We start from the raw sequence: 15,154 nt of genomic DNA on the forward strand, positions 1-15,154 counted from the left end.
TTAGGCACCGGGTTCAGGCGCGCCGCATTTCAGCTCTTTGATTTGCTCGTTCTTGATCGGAATCACACAAGCGAGGCGCTTTTCTCCGAGCCCACGAAGCTCCGTCAAACTGAGCGTCACTTGCAACCCATCGTCGGCAAACGCATGATCCTCAAACCCGGCATCGGCATAGTCCGTCCAAAAAGCCTTGCCCTCGAAATTGCAAAACCGCTTGGAAGACAGCACTCTCCAACCGCCGTTGGGCGCCAGTATCTGGACCGTTAGACATGGGCTGCCAAAGGTGCTGACATAACGTGCCACGATATCGCCGAAGCGCTGGGAGCCGGACAGGTACACCTTGTTGAGATCGACCACATTACCCGGCTCATCAGCGACGATTGTGTCCAGGTAGGCCGCACGCTCCAGACTCAGTCTGGCCATGCAGTTGTTAACCGTTGTGACATGCGCTGCCACCCCAGGCTCGATTTCCGTGGCTTCAAGTGGGCAGGTGGTGTCGCGCAGCTTGATCCAGGCGCGCTGGGACTCTCTGGCCATTGCGACCAGCGCCTTACCCTGCTCAGGGTCACGCCGTTGTTGAGTCTCAAACCGTCCCAGCAGTTTCTTGTAGCTGGCATTGAGTTGCGTGTCGGCTTCTTTGCGAGCTGCCTCCACACACCGATCGACCTGAGCACTCACGGTGATTTCTTTGCAGTCGTCCTCGGCCATCGCAAAAGAGGCAAACAGGCATCCAAAGGACAACGCGATAAAACGCGCAAACATGTTCAATTTTTCATTCCCTGAATGACGGATCGCTCAACTACGCGTTGTGGAGTTTTCTGCGCCTTGCCGTCGGCGCTCATCGCGTCGCGGTACTGGCTGTAATATCGTTGCGCTTCGTCTTTACGATCGAGGCGCCAGAGCGAGTCGGCAATGTTCAACATCAGTACCGTGCGTTTACCAACGGCCTCAACGCCGCGATAAAACTTCAGCGCCTGCTCATCTCTACCGCCCTCGGCCAGATAAAAACCGAGGTCGTTGTAGACCCGAATATTCTGCGCCGGGGGATGGCACGCCATGTAGGACTCTGGACTTAGAAAGTTCAGGCTCGATTCGATGGACTCTGCGCGGGACTGTGCCGGCCCGATACTTGAGGCATATTTCAGCAAGTCCTTTGGGGACGTCGTCTCTAGGGTGGGAGTGAGCACATCGCCGTCTTCGGAAACCCATTGATTGCCCTTCCACTGACCGACACAAAAAGTCGCCCAACGATCAGCCAGCACGCAACCGGTCTCCATGGAGATCACAACGCAATGCTGTTGCGATTCAAGTTTTTCTTCGCCATTTTCGAGCAACAACATGCCGAAGATCACTGGGTCGAGTAACAAGGTTTTCTTGTCAGGACTGAGCATATTGGAGTGCCCATCGGCGCCTATGTCGGCGCCGAATAGCGGGAAGGTTTTGCCGTTGGCGGTGAACCATGCGGTCAGTGATTCCACACTCGGCATCGTCCATTTAGTCGCTCGAAACGTCACGGTGTGTCCGTCGACGCCGACTATCGGCGGATCCACATCGCGCGGGGTAAAGGCGTCAGAAGGCGCGGTGAAGGCTGGCAGAGAGAGCAGCAGCGAAAGGCTGCCCGCGAGAAGACGGTTCATCCACTCACTCCTCATCCATCGGCGACGATTCCACGTCGGTCATGCTCAGCAGCCGGAATTCGTTGCTCACAAATTCGTAGTAACGATCCCGGTTACCACTTTCCAACGCATTCCCCTGCGCATCTTCTTCGCCGTCGAGCGTGATACCGGAGACGATGATCAAGCGGCTGTCGGGCTGGTAAACCATGCCGAAGTTGCTGCCGTCGTAAGCATTCGGCAGACCGCCAACGACTTCCCCAGTCTGAGCGTCCAGCACTTCGCCGCAAATGGCGCTGCCGCCACAGCCGAGCCTGTGCAGGATGTAATGGCCGGCGAAGTTGACCTTGCCTTTCAGGGCTTGCACCCGTGCCTGATCCATCATTGGGCTGCTGTTTTCTTGCGGCACCAGCTTATGGTTGGGGCCGGTGAAAACTGGCGTGACGGTGTAATCCTTGAAGGTTGGATCGGCAGCGAATGCCATGGACGCGGCAGCCAATATCAAGCTGCCGAGAAGAACTGAAAATCCTTTCACGTAATAACTCCGTAAATGCAGTGGGGACCGTCGACTTACTCAGACTGCCCTTCATAAAGCTGTGTCTGCGGATTGAATTGCCACAGATGGGGCCGGGTCATGGCCTCTTTGCCCTTGTAGCGGATCTGGTCGCGCTTATCGCGGATGTAGGAGTAGATCTCGATGTCTTTTACATCGCCGCCGTTCTTGGGCGGTCCGTCCAGTACCTTGACCTCGGCGAAGTAATCGCCGCCGACATGCTTCAAGTAACCGTGGCACTGGATAAGGAAGGCGAAGGTCGAGTCACCCGCTGAACCACGGCTTGAGTAGGAGGTGAAAATGAAGTCCTCCTGACCGTCGCCGTTGAGATCGCCGCGATACACCACCTTGCCCTCCTCCAGACTGAATCCATCAGTTTGAAAACTTGAATGTATGTCCAGGACGTAATCGGGTCTTTCCACCCATTGCGAGAGAAAATTCTTCGTATCGGTCTCCGAATTGCACAGATCCGTTGCCATGCTCACCATCGGCAACCAGGCCAAACACATCAACAACAGTCGTTTCACTTCGCATCCTTCGAATTGATCAATTCCAACTCACCATCCCGATACAACACCTCACACCCCACCCACGCCGAATCCACCTGCGGCATCACCGCCGACGGTTTGCGCAATTCGCGCAACAACGTCGAGCCATGGGACAAACGACCACCCATGCGGGCAATAACCGCCCGCGCGGTTTGGTAATGCGCATGTCGCCCCGGATCGAGGGTGTCTTCGAGCAAAATATCCTCGCCCAGAATGCCCTGCACCTGCCCCGGATAAATCATGAACCCGGTGGCCTGCTCCGCACCTTCGCGACCGTCCTGCCAGAAGCTGCCATCGCGAGTGCGCACATCCGGATGCGGTGCGAACCAGTGCTCGCGATCCGCCAGCGGCATGGCGTGGTGCAGACGGAAGAAGATGCGCATGAGGTTGTCGCGATACCACTCGCGCACTTGCAGGTAGTAGCCACGCAAGCCCGGCAGGCCGCTCGAATGCGCGAGACGGATCAGCCCTGGCCATTGCGGGAATGGCTGCAGCGGCAGATCGCTCGACGCGGGCCGAGGGGTGGCCGGATCAGTTTCCCACGGCAATCGATGCGGGCTGTTTTCGAGGTTGTCGTACGCGGTCGGCGGGCGGCCCAACCAGTCGCCGCCGCTGCTGGCCAGCGCCGTGGCGATGCACAGATTGCCTTGCACTACGAACACGTAAAACCGGGTGAACCAGTCCGCCAATTGCTGGCCATCGGCAGCTTGGGCGACGAGTTCGGCCAGTTCCCGATCGAGGCGCTGCAAGCCGTTTTCAAGATTCAGCAAATGGCCGCGAGCCTTGCGTTGCATACGCAAAAACAGCGGCAACGAACGCAGCATCTTCAGCGGTTGCCACGGCAGATGTGGCGTCGCGCCGCCAACTTCACCAGCGTAGTTATCGGCGCTGATGCCCCAGTCGGCCAACCGGGCGAGGAACAAATCATTGTTGATGTAGGACGCGCCGCCGAACACTGCGGTGAACGGCTCGTTGTCCTGCAACACCCGCGCATCCCAACGCGCCATGATCGCCGGAATACTCGCGGCTGCTCGGCGCTGGGCGTATTCCACCAGCACGCTCGGTTGCGGCGGAAGGATCTCGGCGATGTTGGCGGCAGTCAGGTGCCGGCGCCAGCCGTAGTCGCTGATCGGCCGGTATTGCAGCAGCCACAGTTGCGCACCGTCCCAGGCCCATTCGACGTCGCCGGATACGTAGTGGAACACGCGCAGCACGTCTTGCAGAAAGTGCCAGAGCAGGTCTTCGGTCAAGCCGTGGGCCGGTGTGAACGTGCCGCTGCGCCACGCATCGCCGAGCCGCGAAAGCGTTGCCCGTGAGGGGCTGACGTGACCGTCGGCGAGCGATTCGAGATGACCTTCAACCCACTCCAGCTCCACCGACAGATGCCGCACGAAGGCGATCCCGGAAACTACCGGGGTGATGAAGCGCTGCACCACCACTTCCTCGACGCCTTCGGCCGTCAGTTCGGCAATGCGTTTCGGCACATTGGCGGACGGCTCGCGCAGATAGGTGGTGCTCAAACCGGCATTCGCCGAGTCGGCCTGATCCTCGCCGTAACTGGAGGAGCGCACCGCCCAGGTCACATCAGGTTGGGCCGCGAGAAATGCCGGCAGACGCGGATCGGTGCAATCGTTGAGGGTCAGCGCTGCCGGTACCGCTTGCCGGGCCAGTTCAGCCAGGCGCAAACGCCCACCCTTGGTGTGCGCGACAAACCCGCGCTCGCCCGACTCTAGCCACTGCGCGAATTGCGCAGGCGAGTCGATCCACGGGTAATGACCCCAACCGGGTTTGAGGCTGATGGTCAGGTCGGCGCGAGCGAGAATCGCCGACCACGCCGCCGCTTGCTCGATGCCCAGCACGTTGTCCTGATCGCCCCAAATCAGCTCGACCGGATCGGTGATCCACTCCAGCAGCGGCAGCGCAGTATCGGCACGAATCAGATCCCAATGCGGCACAAACGCACGGCAGCGCGCATAGCCGGAGCCCATGCGCTGGTACTGCTCGGGCGTCCAGGTCTGGTTGGAAAACTTGCGCGCGAACAGCGTGGGTTTGTTCGACAGCAGCCAGTGGATGGTCTTGCGGATCGGCAGCGGTGACATCAGCGCCGGCAATCGACGCTGCCACAAAAACGCACCGACCGGCGCCAACAAAACGCTGCGGGAAAAGTGCCCGGGACGACGTTGCAACGCATGCAACACCAGCAAGGCATTGACCCCGACCGCCATGATCGCGCTGCCCTTCTGCGTCATCGCCAACAAGGTCTGCGCGTAGTCCGCCAGATCCTCGCAGGGCGGTTGTGGATTCGTGCCGAAGCCCGGCAACTCCAGCGGCACCACGTCGTAGCGCTGAAAGTGCGGCAGCGCGTCATCCCACCAATCGGCAGCGCTGCCGTTGCCGGCCAGCAGGTACATCAACGGCTTGCTCATGAGCGATCCTGAGGTCAGATCGCGCAGAGCGGCGTCGAGGGTTGGATAACGGAATGTGTAGCCAGCCTCGGTCAAACGCTGCGGCACCACGCGCTGACCGTCGAAGAACAACTGCGCCATCTCCCCCGCTATTGCACGCACTGGCGCGGCGGGGATGTGGAACCACACCGGGCGCTTGAGGACCTTGCCGGCCTGCTCGGCGAACGCTGCCTGACTGACCGTTTCCGGCGCGACCATGTTGTAGGTGCCACGCAGAGTGTCGTCGTTGAAAGCCCGCGCGATCACCTGAAGCACATCGTCACGATGCACCCAACTCATGATCTGCCGACCATCGCCCATGCGCCCGCCGAAACCCAGGCGGAACGGCAGCAGCAACGGTGTCAACGCACCGCCCGGGCCGAAGACCACGCCGAGGCGCAGCACCACCTGACGCACGCCAAATTCCGTAGCCGGTTGCGCGGCGGCTTCCCAACGTCCGCAGAGTTCGGCCATGAACCCATCGCCTTTGCTGGCGTGTTCGTCGAGGCTTTCGCTGGCATCGCGCACGCCGTAGAAACCGATGGCCGAGGCTTGAATCCATAGCGCGGGTTTGTGCTTGGTGTTCTTCAGCCAGGTCATCAGCGCTTCGGTGGTGCCGACTCGGCTGGCGAGCAATTGCGCCTGACGTTTGGGAGTCCAGCGCGGGCCGGCGACGGGGGCACCGGCGAGATTGATCACTACGTCGAAGGCTTCGTCATGACTGAGTTCGCTGAGCGAATGCACACAGCGGACGCGGCCGTTGAACAGATTGGCCGCGCTCAACGGATCGCGCGTCAGTACGCTGACCGAGTGGCCCGCGTCGAGTAATTGATTGACCAAGGCTTCGCCGATGAACCCGGTGCCGCCGGTGATTAGCACTCGCTTGTAGGCGCCATCGGCAAACGGGTTGGATTGGCTCGGTGCCTTTACTGAAGAAGCCTTTCGGCGGTCATGCCGATACAGCCAGAACAGTGGCGGCAACAACACCAGCAATGCAAAACCGTCGAGCCACAGGTGCGACCAGACCTGTTGTTGCGCTGAGAGCCACATGTCCTGCGGCGCCCATAACAGGATGCCGGCAATCAACCAGCCCCAGACTGCCGGGGTTTTCAAGCGATTGCCCAAGTGCACCAGCGCGAGCATGTACAACGAATAACTTTGCAGCGTCGCGCCGAACAGCGCGAGCCACCAGACTTGTTGTTCGTGGCCGGCCGCAGGTACCGCATCGGCGCCCCAGAATGCGAGTTCGAGGGTGTGCAGGTAGCCGTCGAGTAAACCGGAATGCCCGGCCCAGGTCAGGGTGAGACCGGCGAGAATGTGCACGATTGCGGCGGCGTAAAGCCAGAGCACTAACGCTGGGCGAAGCGAAGTCGAGGGGGCTGGCATTCCGTGTCCTGAGCGCATTCCTTGGGGGTGGGGAGTTTAAAGGAAAATCGCAGTCGTCAGATGCTCAAGTATTAAACGTTTAAGCGCTGCGGATTCTGGCTCAGCGCATATGAAAACGCGTTAGCCATGATGGCGGAACGCGTTTGATCACATCGAGGTGAAAAGGCGCCGGGCGCTGTAAACGCCCTTCTTCACTTAACCGCACTAAAAGCAGCTGCTGGCCACTATCGGTTCGGCCACTTCGGACTGAAGTCGCTTAATCGCATTGATGCCCGAGTCGTTACCTTTGTCGGCAGCAAGCTGATAACAGGCCAAGGCGCGAGGAGTATCTTTCTTTCCTAGATCGCCGCTTTTCCAATAATCGCCTAACGAAACGAATGCATGCGTTGATCCCATGGTGGTAGCACGAATCAACTCTTTTTCAACGTCCAGCGGGCGCTGGCAGGGTCCTGAACCGGCCAATTCATTGCCAAAACAATAGAAGCCAGCCAACGACTCAGCACCGCTCGGCGAATCAACGGCTGCTGCCTTGAAAAGAGCCTCAACTTTGCCGTATTCCAATTGCGGGGCCATACCCGACAGACTTAGCCCGGCCGCAGCCGAACTAGATATAGGATCGCCTGAAGCGGCCGCGCACAGGTAATTTTCCAAAGTCGCCTCAAAAAGTTCTCCTGTCAGTCGGTATTGCTCAAGGCCGCCCAAGCCAGCAAATCCTTGTCCGCGCTGCCAACAGAAATTCTCCGCACGACTCATTTTCCGCGTACTGGCTACAGAAAGCTCTTTATCAGAAATCGACCAGTCCTCAACCCCATCAAGCGTCCAGCATGACTTCCGCGAAAAGTTGAAAATCTTGATATTGCTGTTGCCGGCGCGTTTATCCACAACGTTAACGTGGCGGTCATCCACCTTCTCGATCTCTATTCCTTCCACTTTCCCATCGGGCACGGCCACCATTAAGGGAAACGCCATATCGCGTCCCACCTCCGCAGTAACGTAGGTCACAATCCGCCCTATATCCGACGTCCCCTTTAATACCAGCAGCTTCACGGCCTGCGCAGTTAGTCGCTTCTGCGATTCGGCATTAGCGGAGAATGCTGGAAGAAACTGTCCAAAGTCTTGCGTAGGGCACGAGCCACGTCCAAATGTCGGGCCACTCCCGGTATCGGACGCAATATTGTCCAAAAACACTGAACGGTCACGACTCATACTGGCGATGCAATTGTTCACCGCTGCCACATGCGCCGAAGAGTCCGGTTCCGTCTCCAACGCATCGACCTGGCAATCGGTATCGCGCAGTTTGATCCAGGCGCGCTGAGCCTCCTGAACCGTTGCCTTTTGGCTCGCCGCAAGAACTGGATCGGTCTGATATCCACCTTCGAGCCGAACCATCAGTTCTTGATAACTGGTATTCAACTGCTTATCTGCAGCAACCTTGGCACTCACAGAACATCTTTCCCTCTGAGAGTTCGTAGTGATATCGACACATGCATCGCCAGCAAATGCATGTCCCCCCAACAGAGATAAACCACCAATCAGCACGGCGGGCAGCACCGGAATAAGATATTTACTCAAGGCAAATTCCAACAATATCTTGCGAAAGTGTATTTTTAAGTCGTGCTTATTCTTCAAGGGAGATAGCCATTTTCAGAGTAGATCCATTCAGATAAACGACTGCTTCGCGCCCATTAATATCGACAGGGGTAGGATTTTGGATCATTCCTTCATCACTAGCTTTCGCAATTTTTGTTAACGTCTTATCCGCAACATTGGCACGCCAAATAGTTTCATCACCATTCTTGAAATAAAACGTCGGCCGTGACTTGCTCCAAATCGGAGCATATATATTCCAACCGGCCTCGGGCCGACCAGCCTGCGCTATCGTTTCATACCCTGAGGTGTGCGAGTAGTACGCTTGCAATTTTCCATACTCACCACCCCAACCGAATGTCAAACCACTAACAGCATTTTCATCAGTATTTGGCCACTGCTGGAACAGCAAACTGCTTTCCAATGGCGGAGATTTTGAACCGAGCTTATAAACCATCCCCCGCAGCTGATTCTTAGAGAGTTGCTGTCGATAGTAAAACGCCCCATCAAAGATTCCCGCAAACCTTTTCCCTTCGTCGTTTGAACCCAAACTCAGAGCACCATCAAAACCGATATCTTTCGCAATCGTGTGCAATACCGGCCTGTCGTTGCGATCAACGTACTCATATAGATTACCCCGGTACGCAATCATCGCCGCATCAAAATGCCCTTCAAACACGATGACATGCAACATGCCTGAAATTGTTTCTGCGGAGATCACAAATCGTTCGACAGCCCCTTTTTCATTGGGAAGCCATGCTAAATCAATGACCTTCCATGAGCGCTCAAACTGTGTGTACGGCTTATCACCCAACATTAACTTAATATCTTTCTGATTTGGCCTAGGCGCAATAGGAACCGGCAACAGAAAGCGTATCTGCCGAACATAAGAGTCCTCTAAACACTCCACTGACTCACAAGAGTTACGCTCTGACTCAAGCCATTCACTTTCGATTATTTGTAAAGCTCGCCGATTTTTTATCGGTTTGAAGACCTCACTGAGCTTTTCGTCCATTGCGGACAAAGAAGGAGAACTACAAATTTTCCTCTCTACTTCCGTCGAAGCTTTGCCACAGTCGAAACTCGCAGAAAATGCGACCGAACTGAATAGCAAAAAGGTTAACGATAAAAAGCAAGGGAGCAAATATATATTTTTCATTGAATCAGCCATCGAAGAAATTTTCCCACCATCGAAACGGATACGTTTACGCTCCGCCTCAAAATCAAAGAATTTTGGCGCAACAAATAAATCCGTCCCCTCTCACAGTCAAGACATGCTGTCCATCAGCGCCATCGCCGCAAAACTAGCGGACGACATCGAAGGCTCGAACCGCTCCGTAGCGGTGGCCCTTGTCCGAATTGCCGATGGTGCACAAATTATGGTGGAACGCGCTTTGGACCATTTGGAAGAATTGATAGCGGTGAGGCAGACAGTGAATACGTAAGAGGTACCTGTGGGACGGACTAAAAAATAAATCCGTCCCTTTTCCTTGCGTCCCTTTTCCTTAATAAATAGATCCGTCCCTTTTATTCGTTTCTCTCACTTTATCCCGTCACGAAATCTCACTTAAAATCTTCAGCACTTTTCGGGAGCGACTCAACACCCTTTAACGCCTTTCGATTTATGAATGAGTAGCTTCCTCTCTCACAAGACTTTCTAGAAATAAGCTCTCCATCTTTTAGAACAGTTAAAAAACTTCTATATGCCTGCGAAACAAGATATGTATACCTTCCATTATAAAATTTTATTATATTCAAACTCACGCTACCTTCAGAGGCATTAACTACATAAAAACGGCCTTTGGGAGGAACTTTACTTTGTGGATATAGAAGCTCTATTTTTCCAGGTACACCATACCTATACTGCACATAACCGGAGTTCGGATTAACATTACCTGATGCACATACGGAAACAATTTTCCCAGCCGGAAGCGGGCAGCTGAAATAGATATCTTCCTGAGCACTACAAAGAGTAACATCCTCCGCGTCCTGCTCTTCTTCTGCAAATGCTGCAGATACAAAACAACCAAACACATAAACCACAAGAAAAACTCTTAAAAACTTTCTTATCTGCACATCAACATGCAAGAATTTGTTCATTTGAAATATTCTCCTTCCCATATTTTTTTAAAATTCTCCTTTCTTGCTACGCGACTATTTGTATTATAGTTTACAATATCTGTAATTGAATCCACCGCCGCTTCCGTTGGCCCTGCATCTGCCCTTATGTGCAAGTTATGGTCTACCCAAAAATAGCCTGCCGAACGAACCGCATACTTCATTTGAACTAACAAATCTGGGGTCTCTATAAAATCGTGATCCTCATTTGGCCACCTGCTTAAATTACTTCGATACCATGTTGTAAAGTCTCTATAGTTTACTCTTCCCGTTAACTGCTTCAGTCCCCGCCCGCGAAATTTCCAACCATCACCAGTTGCATAATCTCCATTCCCTAACTGCGCTCGGCCGCCATATGCTCGATTAGCGACTTCTACATAATCCGCTTGCGTCACCGAAGTCCCATCGGCCTTTATCGGTTTAACAGTCTGATAACCGAGGGCATGTGCCGCACTAGGGTTATTCGAAAAGTACGAGAACGTAGCTATTAGAGAAGTAGCCTTCCACAAGAAGCTTTCTTCCACACTTAGTGTGGGTCCTGTCTCTTGCATTACCTGTGCAAAAAAATGACTCCTGCGCAGTGGTGTATCAAGCTTAAAGAAATCAATATTAGCGTTGAGTTCGTCAGCTATCGCCTGAAGGTCTACATATTTCGACGGGCCAAGTCCGGGGTAGATCTTTTTCATCATATCCAAAGTAAACTCAAACTTTGGCTTCACCTTGATATATTCAATAAACTCTATCGGATGAAAATGCCAAACAAGTCCATCAGCAGGAACCTCTGCCTTACCAGACAGTTCACTCCAGAACACCAATTTATCGATACGTGTCTTCTCATGGGCGAGCGTCTTTGGTGAGCCTTCCAAAATCTGCGGCAATCTACCCCACTTCGCTTCGCTGGACGTGTCCTTCCACTCAGTTGGATGATAGGCAATAAGCTTTGACCAATGAGACCTAAGCTCAGCATTTTGCAATGCCTTAGGAAAATCCTCTGGTGTAACTTTCCCGTCTGCGTTTCCAAGCCTATCTAGGTCACTGTATAGGCCTTTAAAAAATTCTGGCATATCATCTGGATCAAGGAAGCCATCTGCGACAGCACTCGACTCCTTTACAATCCGAAAGCCAAGCTTTTCCCAATCGTGCTGAGAGATTATCTCCGCTTCGCCTTTTGCGATTAGGCCTGTTTTACTTTGGCCATCCTCTTCAACCTTTGGCTCATACCATTCATCTGGATTTTTGAATATTGGAACTTTACTCAGTTCAATGGCATGGTCCGAAACCAACTCCACAACTCCCGTCTGGGGAGGCTTTTTTAACAAAGTTTTATTTGCGGACAATCGCAAAAATTTCTTCCCAGTGGCCAACCCAGCTGGATTTTGTAAAAACTCTTCCAATTTTTGATCTGTTGTAAAGACCTCGATATGAACCTGGTGCTTGCGAGTTGCCTCACCGCTCTCATCAAGAAGATTTTCCATCAGGCCTAAGTAACCAATAGGATTTCCTGCCTTGATACCGATACTGGTAATGACGACTTTCTCAAAAGCCTCATCAACGGGAGTCACTGTATCCCACCGCATCGCTGGCGATGGAAGCTCATTTTCGACGCAAGCCCAAAACGTTGGCGGCACCGCTCCGCCCCCTCCGGGGCCGCCGCTAATTAGCGTGCATTCGGCCATGCGCCTAGTCTCTCCAGCGATATTCAGGTTGACAACTTTTTCGCTGTCGAAAGTAACAACACTTGTAGCTACCAATGCTATAGAGCCAACTGGTGGCCCCGCATTTTGCCCGTTGGCTTGTATTGCCGGAGCGCTGTATATCGGTAAAGGTTGTGGCCCTACTGTCGCCTTTACTTTGCCGTGCCAATAATTCGGTTTTTCTCGCTGCGGAGGTAAAACTTCGAACCAACTTGGTCCTGCAATGGCGCCACCAGTTGTTGTTCGAGGATATACCTCACCATTTTTTTTGTAGGCAAACCAAGCCTCCTGACCCACAGAGCGGCCTGCCACACTTCCCTTAAGAATTTTGCCCTTGGCATAAACCTCAACTGTTCCCTTTTTTTCGAGAATCTCAAACTCTGTGCCTGCAGCGATTGCTCCATAAGTATGGCAACCAGGTTCACCCTTAGCGTCGCTACGCGCAGTAAAACCACCGGCGATCATTTTGATTCTTTGATTAGGCGCTTCTTCTGGTGACAATGGATACCGATCAAACGGTAATAAATGCATGTACAAGCTGTAAAATGTCAGCTTGTTCTGTTTACCTTTATTCGCGCCTTCTTCGGTATTTGGTGGTGAATGATATTCGTGACGCACCAAACAGAAAGAATTAGTATACTTCAGAGACTTAGAGCCCTCGCCCTCACCGAAGGTTGATGTCAAGTAATCCTTGCTCAAGCGATAAGCGACAACTTCACCATCAGCAATACAACGCACAGGTTCCTGTAGTACACATTGAGGCGCACTTAGGTCACTAATATGGATTCCACCATGCCAGAATCTGTTATTTCCCAGTAAATAGTGCCCTGACGTCTCAGTTCCGATAGCCTGATAAATCTCTTCGGCATCTTTAAACTGCTTCCCATCGGACTTTCTTATGGGAAACTCAAACTTAATCGTCGGAACGATTATTTCCGGAGTTGTGCTTTGGGTCGAGGAGTCAGTCATTCTTTGCTTCCTGCAAGCTTACAGTCGAGCTCTTTGACTCAACCCATTCCTGTTTGGCGACCATCGGACTTGATGACTTCGCAGTTAAAGTTGTCATTTTCAATAGCACTTTAGCTCGACCAAAAAACATGCTAACCGGGACAGATGCAGTTGGCATTCCCAAAATCAATTTTTTCTTAAAAGCACGATTCATGTCTTTTACTCAGAAAACACAAAAAAGGCCTTCGGCTTAACCTTCTCAGGCACCGCATTCCCCAACGCCTGATCCATCAAACTCCCCGCCTTATCCTTATCCGCCGCCCCCGGCAGCACCGGCGGCTTAATCCCAATGCCCGTGCCCGACCCAGCCGACCCACCGGCATTGATCTTGATCACCGGCCCAACCACCGTCACACCACCGCCATCGAGCTTGATAAAACTCCCACCCCCAAGAATGGTCAGCTCCGTCCCAGCCTCAATAACAATCTTGTCCCCAGCCTTGAGGTGAATCTCTTTCCCCACGCTGGTCAGCTGCGCAGTCCCCAGCTTCACATGCTGGTTCTGCCCAATCGTCAGGTGATCATCCAGCTTCGCTTCAATCTTGCGGTCGCTGATAGTGGTGCGGTGTTCTTCAGCCTTCAGCTCGGTGTAGGTGTTCTTCACCACTGTGTCGTGACGTTCATTGCCGACCCGAATCTTCTGATCGTGCTCTACGTTTTCATCCCAATCCCGCTGCGCATGGATGTAGATCTGCTCCGCGCCTTTCTTGTCTTCAATACGCAGTTCGTTATACCCACCGCCACCCGGTGAGCTAAGCGTTTTGAACACGCTGCGAGTCTTGTTCGCCGGCAAGGCGTACGGCACCGGGTTTTCCTTGTGGTACAGGCAGCCGGTCACCAGCGGTTGATCGGGGTCGCCTTCGAGGAAGGTGACGAGGACTTCCATGCCGATGCGCGGGATGCTGATGGCGCCGTAGCGGTCGCCGGCCCAGGAGCTGGAGACGCGTAGCCAGCAGCTGGTTTTGTCGTCGGCGAGGCCTTCGCGGTCCCAGTGGAACTGGACTTTGATGCGGCCGTACTGGTCGCAGTGGATTTCTTCGCCTTTAGGGCCGGTGACCATGGCGGTCTGGCTGCCGAGGACGCGCGGTTTCGGGTGTTCGAGCGCCGGGCGGTAGAACACGTCCCACGGGGTGGCGAGGAAGGTGTTGCGGTAGCCTTGGTGGAAGTCGTCCTTGTTGTCGGTGGTGTCGCTGGTCACGCCTTCTTCGAGGACTTGCGGCTGTTTGCCTTCGTGGAAGATTTCGGTGAGCAGCCACAGGTCGTTCCACTCGCTGCGCGGGTGGTCGGACATGGCCATGAAGTGGCCGCTGACCAGTTTGGTCTGGTCGCCGCGACCTTCGGCCTGGCGGTAGTCGGCGCGGTGGCGTTCGAGGGCGCGCTGGCTGAGGAACTTGCCACGGGCGCGGTCGATGAAGCGGCCCGGGTAGTCGTAGTCTTCGAGATCTGGCTCAGTGCTTTCGCCATCGGGTCTGTAGGCCGCTTCCATTTGCAGGCGCGGTTTTTCGAAGTCGTAGTCGCGCCGTGTGATGCGGCTGGTGCGGGTTTCCAGGCGCAGTTTGAAGCCTTTGATTACCGGTTCTTCGGCGACCATGCCGCTGCCTTGCACGTAAGCGGTCGGCTGGCCGAGATCGGGGAACACGGTCTGGTCGTCGCCGAATACCAGCAGATGAGCTTTGTCGCTGTGCTGGAAGTGGTAGTGAATGCCTTCCTCTTCACACAGACGCTGGACGAAGTGCAGGTCGGTTTCGTCGTACTGCACGCAGTAGTCGCGATCCGGGCACGGCTCGCTGAGCTGGAAGCTGTAGGCGTTGCCCTTGATGCCGTGTTCTTCGAGGATCAGCGCGATGATTTTCGGCGCCGACATCTGCTGGTAGATGCGCTGGTTGGTGCGGTGATGCAGGTATTGCAGTTGCGGCACCATCGACACTTTGTAGCGGGTCAGGCGCTTGCCGGCATCGCCTTGGGCGACGCGGTAGATCTGGCCGTGGATGCCCGGGCCTTGTGGATCGAATGCGAGAAACGCCTGCTTGTGCAGCAGTTGCTCAAGGTCCAGATCCGGGTTTTCGCTGACCAGTTCGAGGTCGAAACGATACGGCTGGCTGATGCCTTCGGTGCCGGTGAACGACAGCACTTGCAGGTCGCCGACGTAGTCTTCGACCTTGAGGCTGAAGTGGGTTTCGTTAGCTGGGTTGAACATAAAGTGCTCC

11 protein-coding genes and 2 pseudogenes are annotated in these 15,154 nt (G+C 54.4%); 1 reads left to right on the forward strand and 12 read right to left on the reverse strand.

Features of this window, described 5'->3' with window-relative positions; genetic code table 11:
• From ACZZ0A_RS24870 to ACZZ0A_RS24910, 9 genes and pseudogenes are all read right to left on the reverse strand, one after another.
• Window positions 1-759 carry a lysozyme inhibitor LprI family protein gene (locus ACZZ0A_RS24870; protein WP_463543849.1) on the reverse strand — a complete coding sequence of 253 codons (759 nt, stop codon included), beginning with the start codon at window positions 757-759 and terminating at the stop codon, window positions 1-3.
• A gap of 2 nt (window positions 760-761) precedes the next feature.
• Complete coding sequence (locus ACZZ0A_RS24875) at window positions 762-1,634, reverse strand: tetratricopeptide repeat protein (protein WP_463543850.1); 873 nt, start codon at window positions 1,632-1,634, stop codon at window positions 762-764.
• 4 nt (window positions 1,635-1,638) lie between these two features.
• Window positions 1,639-2,094: a hypothetical protein gene (locus tag ACZZ0A_RS24880; RefSeq protein ID WP_463544109.1), complete on the reverse strand. Its 456-nt coding sequence runs from the start codon at window positions 2,092-2,094 to the stop codon at window positions 1,639-1,641.
• Between the two features lie 86 nt (window positions 2,095-2,180).
• Window positions 2,181-2,690, reverse strand: coding sequence for a hypothetical protein (locus ACZZ0A_RS24885; protein ID WP_224796879.1), 510 nt, complete (start codon window positions 2,688-2,690; stop codon window positions 2,181-2,183).
• A complete protein-coding gene (locus ACZZ0A_RS24890; RefSeq protein WP_463544110.1) occupies window positions 2,687-5,137 on the reverse strand; it encodes an alpha/beta hydrolase in 2,451 nt (816 codons plus the stop codon). The genes ACZZ0A_RS24885 and ACZZ0A_RS24890 overlap by 4 nt, the downstream gene beginning before the upstream one ends.
• Before the next feature lie 15 nt (window positions 5,138-5,152).
• Window positions 5,153-6,070: pseudogene (locus tag ACZZ0A_RS24895) on the reverse strand (TIGR01777 family oxidoreductase); the annotation flags it as partial.
• A 3-nt stretch (window positions 6,071-6,073) separates the two neighbouring features.
• Window positions 6,074-6,541: pseudogene (locus ACZZ0A_RS24900) on the reverse strand (TIGR01777 family oxidoreductase); the annotation flags it as partial.
• Window positions 6,542-6,745: 204 nt separating this feature from the next.
• Window positions 6,746-8,113 (reverse strand): lysozyme inhibitor LprI family protein, encoded by a 1,368-nt coding sequence (locus ACZZ0A_RS24905; protein ID WP_463544111.1) that lies wholly within the window; start codon window positions 8,111-8,113, stop codon window positions 6,746-6,748.
• A gap of 46 nt (window positions 8,114-8,159) precedes the next feature.
• Window positions 8,160-8,945, reverse strand: a complete 786-nt coding sequence (locus ACZZ0A_RS24910; RefSeq protein ID WP_463543851.1) for a hypothetical protein — start codon at window positions 8,943-8,945, stop codon at window positions 8,160-8,162.
• 169 nt (window positions 8,946-9,114) lie between these two features.
• Here ACZZ0A_RS24910 and ACZZ0A_RS24915 point away from each other — a divergent pair, with 169 nt between their 5' ends.
• Window positions 9,115-9,573, forward strand: coding sequence for a DUF6124 family protein (locus tag ACZZ0A_RS24915; protein WP_253756613.1), 459 nt, complete (start codon window positions 9,115-9,117; stop codon window positions 9,571-9,573).
• 118 nt (window positions 9,574-9,691) lie between these two features.
• Here the strand turns inward: ACZZ0A_RS24915 and ACZZ0A_RS24920 are convergent, their stop codons facing one another.
• The 3 genes from ACZZ0A_RS24920 to ACZZ0A_RS24930 form a co-directional block, all read right to left on the reverse strand.
• Window positions 9,692-10,228: a hypothetical protein gene (locus ACZZ0A_RS24920; protein ID WP_080750725.1), complete on the reverse strand. Its 537-nt coding sequence runs from the start codon at window positions 10,226-10,228 to the stop codon at window positions 9,692-9,694.
• Complete coding sequence (locus ACZZ0A_RS24925) at window positions 10,225-12,909, reverse strand: glycoside hydrolase family 19 protein (RefSeq protein WP_007920306.1); 2,685 nt, start codon at window positions 12,907-12,909, stop codon at window positions 10,225-10,227. Before ACZZ0A_RS24925 ends, ACZZ0A_RS24920 begins: the two co-directional genes overlap by 4 nt.
• A gap of 198 nt (window positions 12,910-13,107) precedes the next feature.
• The gene (locus tag ACZZ0A_RS24930; protein WP_463543852.1) at window positions 13,108-15,144 is read right to left on the reverse strand and encodes a type VI secretion system Vgr family protein; all 2,037 of its coding nucleotides are present in this window, start codon (window positions 15,142-15,144) and stop codon (window positions 13,108-13,110) included.
• Window positions 15,145-15,154 lie beyond the last annotated feature (10 nt).

It is taken from the genome of Pseudomonas sp. AC242, from assembly GCF_979258655.1.

Excerpts from the sequence above, each read along its gene's own strand:
- ACZZ0A_RS24870 (WP_463543849.1), bottom strand. The coding sequence starts at position 759 with ATGTTTGCGCGTTTTATCGCGTTGTCCTTTGGATGCCTGTTTGCCTCT.
- ACZZ0A_RS24875 (WP_463543850.1), bottom strand. The coding sequence starts at position 1,634 with ATGAACCGTCTTCTCGCGGGCAGCCTTTCGCTGCTGCTCTCTCTGCCA.
- ACZZ0A_RS24880 (WP_463544109.1), bottom strand. The coding sequence starts at position 2,094 with ATGGCATTCGCTGCCGATCCAACCTTCAAGGATTACACCGTCACGCCA.
- ACZZ0A_RS24890 (WP_463544110.1), bottom strand. The coding sequence starts at position 5,137 with ATGAGCAAGCCGTTGATGTACCTGCTGGCCGGCAACGGCAGCGCTGCC.
- ACZZ0A_RS24910 (WP_463543851.1), bottom strand. The coding sequence starts at position 8,945 with ATGTTGGGTGATAAGCCGTACACACAGTTTGAGCGCTCATGGAAGGTC.
- ACZZ0A_RS24920 (WP_080750725.1), bottom strand. The coding sequence starts at position 10,228 with ATGAACAAATTCTTGCATGTTGATGTGCAGATAAGAAAGTTTTTAAGA.
- ACZZ0A_RS24925 (WP_007920306.1), bottom strand. The coding sequence starts at position 12,909 with ATGACTGACTCCTCGACCCAAAGCACAACTCCGGAAATAATCGTTCCG.
- ACZZ0A_RS24930 (WP_463543852.1), bottom strand. The coding sequence starts at position 15,144 with ATGTTCAACCCAGCTAACGAAACCCACTTCAGCCTCAAGGTCGAAGAC.